This window comes from Robertkochia solimangrovi, assembly GCF_007279655.1.
In the GTDB taxonomy this organism is placed as follows: Bacteria; Bacteroidota; Bacteroidia; order Flavobacteriales; family Flavobacteriaceae; genus Robertkochia; species Robertkochia solimangrovi.
Map to the genome: position 1 here is coordinate 66,694 of NZ_QKWN01000010.1, position 12,214 is coordinate 78,907.

Here is a 12,214-nt window from a genome sequence, read left to right on the forward strand (position 1 = left end):
TATTTGTTTGCTTACGTCTGACTATAAAAATATTGCGGAATCTGAAAATCCAACTGACAAAAAATACCAAGAAAAAATTAAAATCGGACTTTCAAGGTTTGCCGATATTTATATGGAATTAGACACCGAAGACCGAGAAAGAGTTTGTACATACTTTAAAGAATTAATGGACATTGTGGGACTGGAAAGTTCCAATGGACAACTGAATAAATTTATGTACGGTTTTGACCTGAACGAAATGACAAAAAAAAATTAAAAAAATGTCTACTAGAAAGAAGGGTCAGTTAACGACAGACACAGAATGGCGAAAACATTTACGTAAGATAGGAAAGCGATTTTTCTGGAAAGGTGAACGTTTAGCTGAAAAGAAGATGATTGATAAAGAAATAAAAGAAAGTAAATAAAAAAGCTAGTTGCCAACAAGCTGTATAAGCCATTGCCTGGCCGTTACTCCTATTTAAAAATTTTCTTACATTAGTCGGTGAATATAAATCGAGCCAAAAGTTAATGCAGTTCACGAACTGCTATGGCAACGGCTCATACACCAAGCGTTAACTACTACTACTATTTGAATGAACCAATTTTGCACATATGCTGTAATACTAATCTTCGTCCTAGGATGTAAAGAAAAAACTGAAATAGAAAAAGCGAGCACTGAAAATAGTCTCCAAAAAACAGAAAATAAAAGTGATGTCCACCCACTCATTGACTTGATTTTGGATAGAGTCCATCCTGTAGAATTGGAGAGTTATAATTTGGTAATTTCCATTGACTCCACCTCAATTCCTCGACTGACAAATTTTCCTCCTAACCTAAACGAAAGACTGGACGACCCAACAAAAATTAAACTAATAAAAACTTTTAAAAACAAAACTAGCCCAATTGAGTTCGACAAAAGCAAACTAAATTCAAAAAGCAAAACTCTACTGGACCAGCAGGCCGACAAAGAGTATAAAATCCAAATAATATTCAATGGATTTTTAGAAATAAAAGAAGATAGTCTTGCAGTAACAACAATTGGATTTTACTACAGTCCAAAAGGTGGTTGGGAAGAAATCGTAATCTTTGAAAAAAATGATAGAGTTTGGAGAATATCAAATCGAATAAAAACAGTTCACTATTAAAAACAGTGGCTAACGCAGTGTATAATTGATTGCTGGCGGAAATTTTCTGTCGGAAAAGTCCGCAACTAATCATACACGAACCGTCAGACTGCGCAAAAACCTATTTTGAATATTAGAATATTTGGAGGGGTATCTGAGAAAAAAATCAAATACGGGAATCTCAGAGAATTAAATTTAGTTATTGCGCAGACTCCCGTTGTAAACAATTTGACCCAACAAAACCGAACCAAATCAAATAATGAGCGAAAATAGATTTATTGAGAAATTCCAACATAAGACTGACTCGGAATTAGAATATATTTTAGAAAACAAAAATAGTTACAACGAACAAGCTGTCGCAGCTTCTATTCATATTCTGAAAGAAAGAAACGGAAAAACACCTGAATTGGAATCTGTTGAAAGCAAAATCAAAATAGAAAAAGAGAAAAAAGAAATTGCTCGTGAAAAAACTATTGAGGAACAAAAAAAGAAAAACAATATAACTGACGACCCAAATGCACCTGAACTTCATTCAAGAAAAGTAATTATGGTGTTTTCTGGATTATTCTCGACGATTTTCGGAGCAGTATTACTAATGTATAATATGAACCAAACCGACAATCAAACTGGAAGAATCCAAGTTTTGATTTTTGGAATTTCATATACGATTATTACACTTGTTGTTGTGAACTTATTAAACATTGGAGGCAATATTGCTTTGATTTTTAATATTGCAGGTGGTGGAATTTTGACAGAATATTTCTGGAATAAATTTATCGGAAAAGAATTTCTGCACAGAAAAAGAAGTTGGATAAAACCAGCTATTATTTCCGTTTTAATAGCCATTCCTTTGATTTTAGCAGCAATATATGGACAATAAAAACTGCATACAACAATGTATCCGCAATTACGGAGGATTCGACTGCGTCCGAATCCACCCGGAATTGCTAACGTCAGTTCTAAACCGAAAAATAAAGTAAACCAAACCGATAATTGACGGTTATACGAACCGTCAGACTGCGCAAAAATCTATTTTGAATACTAGAATATTTGGAGGGGTATCTCAGAGAGTTAAATTTAGTTATTGCGCAGACTCCCGTTGTAGCCAATTAAAAGAAGATGAGTAATCAGCCAATAAAAGCAGGCTCAAAGGAATTTACCAAAGAACCATTTCATTTGATTCAATCGAATGGAATGGATAAGAGATATGTGGTTTCATTGAGAGATAAAGTTAGAGTTAGAACTTTGTTGACTGGGTTCATAAATCAATCAAAAAATGATATTCAAATAAAAATCAGAGATTTAGACAACCCTAAAAATCCGATTGACTACTCAGGCTCATTGGGTAATGCTAAACTTCATGAACTAATGACAAAACATGAAGATGTAATTTTTCACAATGGCTACCACGACCTAATGATTAGGAATCCCGACTCTGGAGATTATGTAGCTTTTGATGAGCATGGATTAATTTTCATTTATACGAATCAAGATTATTCAGAAATTTTGAAAAACTTAGAAGCTGAATATAAACCTGACGAGAAATTGATTTATGAATTCAATCATTGGCATTATTGCCTTCCCAAAGGACGGGAAAAATTGGCTGATATGATAAAGGATTTTGAATTGAAAAAAGAATAGAAACGCACTACAACAAGATGTATAAGCCACTGCCCGTTCCTCTTTCCTATTGAAATATTTTCTTACATTAGTCGGTGAATATAAATCGAGCCAAAAGTTAACGCAGTTCACGAACTGTAATGGCAACGGCTCATACACCAGGCGTTAGCCACAATTTAAAAAATGACGTTTCCAATAATTGACATATCGACTGAAAAATGGACTTACGAAGATTTGATAGAATATGTTTGTTACGATGAATATATCTACACAAATAAAGAATCGGTTTTTGAAAAATATTATAAAGACAAATTGTTTTGTGACGGAAATGGAAAAATATACAAAGCCATTGGAAAAGCTGAAATGACTGAAAAATGGCGGAATTGGTTAAGATTTATTCCAAATGTTTGGAAAACAAAAATTGTGTTTAAGAATACGCATAAAGAAATGCCAGTTGAGGAACTTCGGACTTTCTTACTCGAACGGATTTCTGACTTGAAACAAGACAACTTTACCCGACAATGGAAAGTCGATGTTCAAAAAGCAAAAACTCATTCGGAATTAATAAATGACAAATAAAAAAAGTGGCTAACACCGGCTCCTATAGTTCATTACTGTGGTAATCCTCGCAGTTTATTTAGGCAACTTTACTATCTTTAAGCCTGGCGGAAAAGTCCTGCGGACATTTTCCACAACGAAACCATAGCCAAGACCGTTGCCACACATTTGAGAAAATCGTCACGAATTGAAAATCCTGAAAAAAATATTATTAGTAATTGGAATTTTAGCAATAGTTGGATTTGCTATTATTTGGGATATTGCTGACAGAGGACAATTTTACTCGAAACACATTCCGACTGACGAACTGAATGAATTCTATATGCACAAAACGACCGAACAACAAGAAAAGGCGTTTGAAAAGCATTTCGGATTTGGAAAATATAAATTCCCAAGAGAGCACGTTGCGAAAATTAAGCTGTATAAGAATAACTTTCTAACGAGTCGTTTGACTTACAAAACAGTGTCGCAATTGAATAAGGCTGATTTGATTACATTTTTTAATAATCCGAGTAATTTCAATTGGTCAGAAACTACTTGGAGTTTATCTGAATCGGAATATATATTGAGATTTTATAACAAAGAAAATAACGAAATAGGAAAGATTTGGTTGTGTTTGGAAGGTTGTGGAATGATAGAATCGGAACCATTTTCACCGAATATGAAATATGGTGGATTAAGCAAAGTTGGAAAAGAAAACTTGAATTTTATATTAAACGAAATATTAACTGAATAAAAAAACGTGTGGCAACAAGGTGTCCTATGAAAAGCATTAGTCGCTTTCTCCAAAGTTAATATTTAAATTTTCAAATACTTCATCATTTTGTTTTTAAGCGTGTTGATTTATGGATGAAGCTCTGATTCATCCATAAATCAACACTATATAACTTGCTCAGCATCCTATATGTGATCACTCTTTTGAGTGTCACCGGCATCTGTATGATTATAAGTTATAATAAACCCACTTACTTGCTATAAATATGTGATCGTTCCAGACGTCACCCACGTTGTTTTGTAATATGGATTTTAAATACTTCTTTGTGAGCTTTGTTATTGATTTTATTCTATTATTCCAATCTCATAGGGCACTCCGGCTGTATTATCACCCGGAATTAATACAATTGCATGAGATAATTTAACATCTTCTGAACAATCAAGAATTAACCAGAACATAAATTTGAATTTCTTTAATGGTCCAATAAATTGTTTTTAACGCCTAGAAGATATGAGAATCATTTTATTAATTTTTATTCTGTCAACTACTATTTCATTTTCACAAAATGACTATTATCAATTAGTTAAGAATGGAACTAAATTTAAAAAGCCAATTTATTATATATTGGAAAATATTATGGATACAATCATTCATACTGCCGATGGAAAACAAATATTCCTAATTCAAAAGGAAAGGTTTGAATATGACCCCAATATTCATTTTAAAGGCAAAGTTGTCGATAGTATAAATTACCGTAATCGTATAACTGCCAATATCCAAACTTTGTACAATAGAGAAGAAGAAGAGTATTTAACAAAAGCTAGAATTATAAAAAATGATTTAGGATTCAAACCAATACCGCCATTAACACATAAGTTATTAAAGTTATTCATTTTAAAACAAAAGGAAGCATCATTATACATCTATGAAGTAAATTGGATTAGTGAATAGTTATAAAATAAAGTTTAACGTTTTAAAACATGCTAGATAGTTAAAATAACATTGTTTTATTACTATAAGAGTATAATTCCCCCCCAATAATCAGGCAGTGAGTTAAAATAGATCGATATTTTCTAAATGTGTAAAACCAGGTGCGTATTTCGGTGCGTAAATAATTTACAATCCCTTGTAGACCCTATGATAGCTATAAAAATTTGATTCTGGATAGTTCCTCTTTCTCCGCTGGGAGCGTCCCAAAAACCAAACCCCGCAGATCAATAGATCTTGCGGGGTTTTCTTTTTATAATGAATTCTACTTATTCATAAACTACCGGGAATTGGCCAAATGGAATCGTGGAAAGTTTAATAGAGTGTGCTTCTTTTGTGAAAACAAGAAAGATTGAAATGAAAGCGCTTCCAACCTAATAATTACCGGATCATTCTAAATAGCATTCCCACAATAAAGTTCAAATAAACGATTCTTCATTTAGGTGTAATGCGAAATATTTTCAATTCAAATTCTAAAACTGGTAACTCAAAAAATACACAGCAATTTTGAATTGTATAACACATTAAAAATCAAATTGGTATTAGATTTATAGCTATCTTTAAATAGTACGGTTAGACTTTCATTTGGGTGCTTTGCAGCGTATCCGAAGTGGTTGGACCAAAATATACCCCAACTTCTTTTTTGGCCTGCATATTCATTTACTCTTTCTAATTAAACTTAAAACACCAACCTAATGAAAAAGTACATCATTCTTACCTGCCTAATTATTTTTTCAATGCTCTTATCTCAAGCTCAGGAAATTGTGTTTCCGGCAATTCAGGGATATGGGGGTGTAATCCCTGTTCCATTTGAAACAGAAAAACCAGATGCGACCAAGCAATATAAATTTGTTATTGAAATTGGAAATCGTCTGAAGGACAAAAATATAGTGGCAGATAATCTGGATTATGTGGCTCGTATGTATAATCTCCATCGTTATGCAGGAATCCAAAAAGAAAATATTGAAATTGCCATTGTTATTTATTCCGGCTCAACTTCTGCCGTGTTAACAAATCTAACCTACGACAAGCGGTTTAGTCAGGAGAATCCTAATGGTGCTTTACTGGACGAATTCTTAAGAAATGGAATACAAGTGTTTGTTTGTGGTCAGTCTATGATGAAACAAAATCTTGTTCCCGCAGATATTTATCCGGGAGTTAGACTGGCCATGTCAAGATTTACAGCTACTACAGACTTGATTGAAAAAGGTTACCGACTCATTGTACTGTGAATTCAAACAGGTTATGAAACAATAAATGGTTAAACCGTAATTCCCCGGATAATTATGAAAATTGACATTTAATCGACAGAGTCCAGCCCACTACGCATTTATTGTGTTGAAAAATGTGAAGCATCTCTTTTTTGGTGACAAAGCAATGATACCTCAATAAAAGCCCGTTTCATTAAAATGATGGGCCCGGCCAGTCACTGATGATGAAAAGATGAATCACTTAGTTCCTGAAGTACCTTAAAAAATCAATACCCTTAAAAATCATCCAATCTATCGAACCATTCACCAATGAAAACAATCTTTAGAAAACTTCGATGGGATTTACTCTACAGGGGAAAGACCCGTAAATACCTTAAATACGCTATTGGAGAAATTGTATTGGTTGTGATTGGAATTTTAATTGCTCTAAGCATTAACAATTGGAATGAAAACCGGAAAAATAAAGCTGCCGAACAGCAATTATTGAACTCATTATTACTAGAGTTTGAGGACAATCTGATCATCCTGGATAGCACAATTGTAACCAATGCTGAAATAGCAGAAACCTGTATTAAGATTGGGGAATTTACCGGGCCAACTTTACCCACAATTAGTGAAAAGGAATTATCGCAATATATGGTGGGAGCTTTTAAGTATGAGTCGAGGTATATCCCTAATCAAGGCACCCTTTCTGAGATAAACAATTCCGGAAAACTTTCATTGCTTTCTGATAAATTGTTAAGAAGGTCCATTTCCGAATGGCAATCACAATACGAGCTCGTTAAAAATCAGGAGACTTATGTTGTTACAATGAGAGACAACACCCATAATTATTTTATAAATAATGGTAATTTTAGAAGACATTTGGATTTAATTGATGATGCTCTGGTGGATGTTAAACCAAGTAGATTTGCAAACAATGATTTTGCTTTTCTCACCAATCCAAAATTTGAAAGTAATCTTTACCTTTTTATTGTAGCCTCTATTAACTTAAACAAAACCTTCTATTTGCCCTTGAAGGCAAAAACTGAAACCATCATTGAACAATTAAAACAAAATATTAAGGGGTAATAATCAGGAAAGAATTAAACATTCTGCCCGGTAGATTTAAAATACTAAACTTCAACTAAAAGATTAAAACGTGAAGTTCATTTTGAAAAATAGTACGTTATTATGTATCCAAATCATCTTGGCAATTATTGGTCTATTAGTGCTTGCTGCCTTGATTTGGTTTCCATTGATAGAAGGACGAGCAGAAAAATTGGATCTTTTTCATATTTATATGGACCCGTTCATACTCTATGGTTACCTCTCCTCTATCGCCTTTTATATCGGGTTGTTTAATGTGTTTTTATTCGTCAGTTATGTTCGGCGAGATCAATTACTATCCATGAACACCTTAAGATCCTTAAACAGAATTAAATTTAGTGCCATCCTATTTTCTATATTAATTGCAATAGCGGGAATTTATATAAGGATCTACCACCATAAAGATGACGACCCCGCTGGCTTTTTAGCTTTATGTTCTATCGTAATCATCAGTAGTATTTCGATAGCCATAGCGGCCACCATATTCATCAGGAGGTTGGAGAAAAAACTAGCAATAGGGACTGGTAAAGAAAATCTCAATAATTAAAAGGTACACTAATAAGGTAATATGAAAAAGGTACTCATAATACTCATACTATTCACTGCAATTGGTTGCAAGCCTAAAAAGGTTCAAAACGGAAATTCCAGAACAACGGAAAGTCCTGAAAAAGTAAATCCTGTAAAAGAACGGTTTTCCAAAATGGAGGCAGACGCTTTGAAAGAGCCTTATAGTGGAATTTTTTCAGGAAAAAGCGATTCGACTGATTTCTTTCAAATTCGTTCAACCGGAGTTTCGACCCTGCCAATTCTTCAGGCTGCCAGGGAATTTTTAAAAAATCTGTCACCTTCACAAATAGAACGAACAACATTTAATATTGATGATAAGGAATGGAGGAAGTGGAGTAACGTAGATAATGGAATATATGACCGACATGGAGTAAGCTTAAAAGAATTGAACAACAACCAGAAGAAAGATGCCTTTCTGTTAATTCAGGAATCCTTAAGTGCAAAAGGGTTGCAACTAAGCAAAGACATTATGAAGACCGACCAAACTCTCAAAGAACTTAATAATGGTTCATTGGATTATGATGAAGAATTGTATTTTTTGACCATTATGGGAAATCCTTCGGGCACTGAGCCATGGGGTTGGCAATTGGATGGACACCATTTGGTAATCAATTATTTTATCTTGGGCGACCAGGTGGTAATGTCTCCTGTATTTATGGGTGGTGAACCCATAATCACAACTTCCGGAAAGTATAAAGGAAATACCCTTTTTCAAGATGAACAGAACTTGGGTTTAGCACTCATGAAGTCCCTTGAACCAGCACAGCAAAAAGAAGCAACAATCACAAAGATCAAATCCGGCAATAATAATGTCGCTGGGGCAAATAAAGATAATTTGATTCTCAACTATGAAGGGATACCTGTCTCAAAATTTACCAATGAACAGCAGGAAAAACTATTGGACCTAATTTATTTGTACATCAGTAATATTCGTGAGGGACATGATAAAGTTAAAATGGAAGAAGTAATGGAGCATATGGATAATACTTGGTTTTCCTGGATTGGATACACCACTGAGGATGCCGTTTTCTATTATAGAATCCATAGTCCGGTGATTTTGATTGAATTTGATCATCAAAGAGTGGCCAGCATACCAAATGCTGATGACGGAAAGCCCACAAGGAATCACATCCATACAGTTGTGAGAACCCCTAATGGCAATGATTATGGCAAAGACTTATTGAGACAACACAAAGAAAGGCATCATCACAAAAATTGAAACCTAAGTTAAAATAAAGGATTGAATCGACATTTACAGCTATCATCCTATCTGTATTTCAGTATAGAAATTACCTGCTTTTGATGGATTTTGACCTTCATTTAATAAAGAGACTCTTTTGGCGAATGCCTGAAATACAACCTTAGAAAAGATCTAAAAATACTGTCCTTTTAAAGGATTAATTAGACTCATTTTCTCCGCTGGGAGCGTCTCAAAAAAAACAACCCCGCAAGTCATCAGGTCTTGCGGGGTTTAGTATTATAGTTTTTGACAAAATGGAATTAAAAGATCAGGTAAGAAAGCTTATAGGGTACAAAGTCTCCTCACTAACCGCCATTAAAAATTAAGATTCATCCCATAATGAGTTGCGAGCTTTACAGCCTCAGATTTACTCAGCTGAATTACGGCACCGTGTTTAGGAGACGTAAAATTGGTAGTTTTCATTACCCCTTCATTAAAATGGCCTAAATTCTCGAAGGACTTGAAATCGGTAGTTTCCAGAAAACCGAAATTATGTGGCTGGATACTAAAAATATCGTACATCAGTACCCATTTATCCTCTCCTATACGTTTATAGATATTGGGAGCTTCACAGGCACCGGGCTCCTGATCTATCCAATCCGATTGGTAAACATACCCCCCGTTAATTCGGTCAGAAAACGCCATCTTTATTCCGCCCGGATTCTCTTGTGCAACATAAGTCATCATATACCTACCGTCATTCAGGGGTAATATATCCGCATCGAGCACTTGTATTTCCGGATCTGGATATTCGAATATTAATTTTGGTTGCGTTATAACTTTGGTGAAATCATCATCCGTATAAGCATAATACATTTTTGTAAGGCCATGTCCTAAACGCATCGTAAAATATACCATCATTTTATCCTCCTTAGGATCGTAAATCGTTTGGGGAGCCCAGGCACAACCAATATTTTTCAATTCCGGGAAATGTTCATCAAAAAGAAAATCGCTATGAGTCCAATGGATCAGATCAAAAGATTTCATCAATACAAATCCCCGGTTGTTACCCCAGTCATAATCTTCCACCGGGCGTTCCCAGGTCGTCTCCCGAAAACCTTTTTCCTTCGCAAAAATGTGCAAGTCTGTCATCGCCACATAGAATGCACCATCAGGTCCACGGGTAATATGAGGATCCCTGATTCCCTTTTGACTGGCAATGGTATCTCCGGCAACCACCGGCTTGCCATCATTTATATCGGCGAACGTATAACCATCAGTGCTCAAAGCCATATGTAAACTGTGATCATCATCTTTAAAATACGTCATCAAATACGCCTCCATCGTTTCATTTTGAGTATCCGTAGATTTATTTTGTGTTACATCTTTACAACTGAAAAATAGCGGTAAAGAACATACTAATAGTAAGGTTTTAAAATTCATATAACAGTATACGTTTAAAGGTTTTAATTTAAGGGAACAGTCCACTTTTTCGTCCAGAGCGTTTATAAATGTAAAAATAACATTTAAAATTAAATGGCCCCTATCAGAGATCGCGAAGAAACCCGCTCATTTCATATCGCTTCCTGAAGAGAAGTATCAGGGAAAAGAAATATTGCAATAAGAAGGTACTCCGTTAAATTCATGAAAATAAATGAACAACCCCAGAAATTATAGTCGCTTTTTTGAAGTAAATTTAATATCTTCAAAACCTGAACTAAATCGATTTCGTGAATTTCATTCTTATCAATGCATAAAATTCTCTTTCCATTAAACCATTCGATTTTAAAATCTTAACTATGAAAATCAGATTTTTTTACTTTCTGAGTCTGTTATCTGCTATTCTCATCATACCTGGATGTGCAGGTCAACAAAAAGATCAGGAAAACATTCCCTGGCAGCCCCTTTTCAATGATACGGATCTTTCCGGATGGAATCAAAAAGGCGGTGCTGCATTATACGAAGTAAAAGAAGGAATTATCTATGGAACAACCGTACCGGATAGTCCGAATTCCTTTTTAACCACCGATAAAAACTATGACGATTTCATCTTAGAGCTGGATTTTAAAGTAGATTCAACGATGAACTCCGGTATACAGATACGAAGCAATAGTCTGCCTCATTACCAAAACGGACGCGTTCATGGATATCAGATCGAGATCGATCCATCTGACAGAGCGTGGAGCGGTGGTATTTATGACGAAGGTCGCCGGGGTTGGTTAGTAAATCTCGAAGGACAAAAAGAAGCACAGAAAGCATTCAAGCAAAATGAATGGAATCATTACCGTATTGAAGCCCTGGGCGACACGATCAAAACCTGGGTTAATGGTATTCCCACCGCCAATCTTATAGACGATAAAACGCACGAAGGCTTTATTGCCTTACAGGTACATTCCATAGGTAAAGAAGATACCCCCGGTAAATATATTCAATGGAAGAACATACGGATTCTTACCGATAGCCTTTCAAAATACAGTACTAAAAGTCCGATACCTCCAACTTACACAAAAAATCACCTGACCGATCAGGAGAAAAAAGATGGCTGGCAATTGTTATGGGATGGTGCCACTACGAATGGCTGGCGTGGAGCCAAACTATCAAATTTCCCGGAAAAAGGATGGAAAATAGAAGACGGTATCCTTATGGTGCTCGAAGCCGATGGAAAAGAAGCAGCCGATGGAGGTGATATTGTAACGATCGAACAATTCAGTGATTTCGAGCTTTCGGTAGATTTTAAAGTCACTGAAGGAGCGAACAGTGGTATTAAATATTATGTGGATACCGAGATCAACAAAGGAGAAGGCTCCTCGATCGGACTGGAGTATCAAATATTAGATGATGAACGACATCCGGATGCCAAATTGGGAAACCATGAAGGTAGCCGAACCGTTGCATCGCTTTATGATCTTATTCAGGCAAATCCGGATAAACCGATCAACCCGGTAGGCACATGGAATACGGCTCGCATTTATTCCCATGATGACCATGTGGAACATTGGCTTAACGGCGTTAAAGTTCTGGAGTATGAGCGGGGTAGTGAAGATTTTAAAAAGCTCGTGTCTGAAAGTAAATATAAGGTTTGGCCCGGGTTCGGACTGTTAGAGAAAGGTAATATACTGCTTCAAGACCATGGAAATAAGGTATATTTCAAAGACATAAAAATCAAACCCCTGAACTAAAGAGT

The 12,214-nt window shown here is 35.3% G+C and carries 14 protein-coding genes; 13 read left to right on the forward strand and 1 reads right to left on the reverse strand.

The genetic code is table 11. The annotated features are described in order from the left end of the window. Positions 1-7 precede the first annotated feature (7 nt). The 12 genes from DMZ48_RS14230 to DMZ48_RS14280 all read left to right on the forward strand — a co-directional run bounded on the left by DMZ48_RS14230 (position 8) and on the right by DMZ48_RS14280 (position 9,069). Positions 8-256: a DUF4844 domain-containing protein gene (locus tag DMZ48_RS14230; protein ID WP_242009217.1), complete on the forward strand. Its 249-nt coding sequence runs from the start codon at positions 8-10 to the stop codon at positions 254-256. Between the two features lie 4 nt (positions 257-260). After that, positions 261-404, forward strand: a complete 144-nt coding sequence (locus tag DMZ48_RS18655) for a hypothetical protein (RefSeq protein WP_162558727.1) — start codon at positions 261-263, stop codon at positions 402-404. A 168-nt stretch (positions 405-572) separates the two neighbouring features. Continuing rightward, a complete protein-coding gene (locus DMZ48_RS14235; protein ID WP_143955828.1) occupies positions 573-1,124 on the forward strand; it encodes a hypothetical protein in 552 nt (183 codons plus the stop codon). A 238-nt stretch (positions 1,125-1,362) separates the two neighbouring features. Further along, complete coding sequence (locus tag DMZ48_RS14240; protein ID WP_143955829.1) at positions 1,363-1,983, forward strand: hypothetical protein; 621 nt, start codon at positions 1,363-1,365, stop codon at positions 1,981-1,983. A gap of 239 nt (positions 1,984-2,222) precedes the next feature. After that, entirely contained in the window at positions 2,223-2,744 is a 522-nt protein-coding gene (locus tag DMZ48_RS14245; protein ID WP_143955830.1) for a hypothetical protein, read from the forward strand. Positions 2,745-2,906: 162 nt separating this feature from the next. After that, positions 2,907-3,302 carry a hypothetical protein gene (locus DMZ48_RS14250; protein ID WP_143955831.1) on the forward strand — a complete coding sequence of 132 codons (396 nt, stop codon included), beginning with the start codon at positions 2,907-2,909 and terminating at the stop codon, positions 3,300-3,302. A 166-nt stretch (positions 3,303-3,468) separates the two neighbouring features. Further along, on the forward strand, positions 3,469-4,017 hold the full coding sequence (locus DMZ48_RS14255) for a hypothetical protein (protein WP_143955832.1): 549 nt from the start codon (positions 3,469-3,471) through the stop codon (positions 4,015-4,017). Between the two features lie 489 nt (positions 4,018-4,506). Further along, on the forward strand, positions 4,507-4,947 hold the full coding sequence (locus DMZ48_RS14260; RefSeq protein ID WP_143955833.1) for a hypothetical protein: 441 nt from the start codon (positions 4,507-4,509) through the stop codon (positions 4,945-4,947). Between the two features lie 731 nt (positions 4,948-5,678). Beyond that, positions 5,679-6,215, forward strand: a complete 537-nt coding sequence (locus DMZ48_RS14265) for a DsrE family protein (RefSeq protein WP_143955834.1) — start codon at positions 5,679-5,681, stop codon at positions 6,213-6,215. A gap of 288 nt (positions 6,216-6,503) precedes the next feature. Next, entirely contained in the window at positions 6,504-7,265 is a 762-nt protein-coding gene (locus tag DMZ48_RS14270) for a DUF6090 family protein (protein WP_143955835.1), read from the forward strand. Positions 7,266-7,404: 139 nt separating this feature from the next. Next, the gene (locus DMZ48_RS18920) at positions 7,405-7,830 is read left to right on the forward strand and encodes a DUF2975 domain-containing protein (protein WP_479685358.1); all 426 of its coding nucleotides are present in this window, start codon (positions 7,405-7,407) and stop codon (positions 7,828-7,830) included. A gap of 21 nt (positions 7,831-7,851) precedes the next feature. Beyond that, the gene (locus DMZ48_RS14280; RefSeq protein ID WP_143955837.1) at positions 7,852-9,069 is read left to right on the forward strand and encodes a DUF3500 domain-containing protein; all 1,218 of its coding nucleotides are present in this window, start codon (positions 7,852-7,854) and stop codon (positions 9,067-9,069) included. Between the two features lie 336 nt (positions 9,070-9,405). On the opposite strand, the gene DMZ48_RS14285 is transcribed toward DMZ48_RS14280, so the two are convergent. After that, entirely contained in the window at positions 9,406-10,473 is a 1,068-nt protein-coding gene (locus DMZ48_RS14285; RefSeq protein ID WP_143955838.1) for a glycoside hydrolase family 43 protein, read from the reverse strand. Between the two features lie 356 nt (positions 10,474-10,829). Here DMZ48_RS14285 and DMZ48_RS14290 point away from each other — a divergent pair, with 356 nt between their 5' ends. Beyond that, entirely contained in the window at positions 10,830-12,209 is a 1,380-nt protein-coding gene (locus DMZ48_RS14290) for a 3-keto-disaccharide hydrolase (RefSeq protein WP_143955839.1), read from the forward strand. Positions 12,210-12,214 lie beyond the last annotated feature (5 nt).

What these genes read in the sequence shown, in the direction of transcription:
- DMZ48_RS14280 (WP_143955837.1), top strand. Translation starts at nt 7,852, where the DNA reads ATGAAAAAGGTACTCATAATACTCATACTATTCACTGCAATTGGTTGC.
- DMZ48_RS14285 (WP_143955838.1), bottom strand. Translation starts at nt 10,473, where the DNA reads ATGAATTTTAAAACCTTACTATTAGTATGTTCTTTACCGCTATTTTTC.
- DMZ48_RS14250 (WP_143955831.1), top strand. Translation starts at nt 2,907, where the DNA reads ATGACGTTTCCAATAATTGACATATCGACTGAAAAATGGACTTACGAA.
- DMZ48_RS14265 (WP_143955834.1), top strand. Translation starts at nt 5,679, where the DNA reads ATGAAAAAGTACATCATTCTTACCTGCCTAATTATTTTTTCAATGCTC.
- DMZ48_RS14270 (WP_143955835.1), top strand. Translation starts at nt 6,504, where the DNA reads ATGAAAACAATCTTTAGAAAACTTCGATGGGATTTACTCTACAGGGGA.
- DMZ48_RS18655 (WP_162558727.1), top strand. Translation starts at nt 261, where the DNA reads ATGTCTACTAGAAAGAAGGGTCAGTTAACGACAGACACAGAATGGCGA.
- DMZ48_RS14260 (WP_143955833.1), top strand. Translation starts at nt 4,507, where the DNA reads ATGAGAATCATTTTATTAATTTTTATTCTGTCAACTACTATTTCATTT.
- DMZ48_RS14240 (WP_143955829.1), top strand. Translation starts at nt 1,363, where the DNA reads ATGAGCGAAAATAGATTTATTGAGAAATTCCAACATAAGACTGACTCG.
- DMZ48_RS14290 (WP_143955839.1), top strand. Translation starts at nt 10,830, where the DNA reads ATGAAAATCAGATTTTTTTACTTTCTGAGTCTGTTATCTGCTATTCTC.
- DMZ48_RS14235 (WP_143955828.1), top strand. Translation starts at nt 573, where the DNA reads ATGAACCAATTTTGCACATATGCTGTAATACTAATCTTCGTCCTAGGA.
- DMZ48_RS14245 (WP_143955830.1), top strand. Translation starts at nt 2,223, where the DNA reads ATGAGTAATCAGCCAATAAAAGCAGGCTCAAAGGAATTTACCAAAGAA.